Origin of the sequence: Stenotrophomonas sp. SrG, from assembly GCF_050031795.1 — a bacterium.
GTDB classification, from domain to species: Bacteria; Pseudomonadota; Gammaproteobacteria; order Xanthomonadales; family Xanthomonadaceae; genus Stenotrophomonas; species Stenotrophomonas rhizophila_A.
In genome coordinates this window covers 1-229 of the sequence record NZ_JBNBBE010001828.1, presented here as the reverse complement: position 1 = coordinate 229, position 229 = coordinate 1, and the positions used below count along the sequence as shown (strand labels likewise).

Genomic DNA, 229 nt, shown 5'->3' with positions numbered 1-229 from the left:
TCTCTACACCGGCCCCTATGCCGAGGCGCACGCCGCAGGCGACGCCACCGTCATGCTCGACTTGTTCGCCGACGCCGCCCGCCGCGCCCAGGCCGCCGGCCTCGGGGTCAACGCCGGCCACGATCTCTCCCAGGATCACCTCCGGGATTTCCTGCATCCTGTCCCGAACGTCCTCGAAGTCTCGATCGGCCACGCGCTGATCAGCGAAGCCCTCTACGCCGGCCTGGAC

General features: G+C 69.9%; 1 protein-coding gene. It reads left to right on the top strand.

What is annotated here, in order from left to right; translation table 11 throughout:
• The coding region (locus ACQG3P_RS25525; RefSeq protein WP_426806601.1) for a pyridoxine 5'-phosphate synthase at positions 1-229 on the top strand (229 nt) is incomplete at both ends.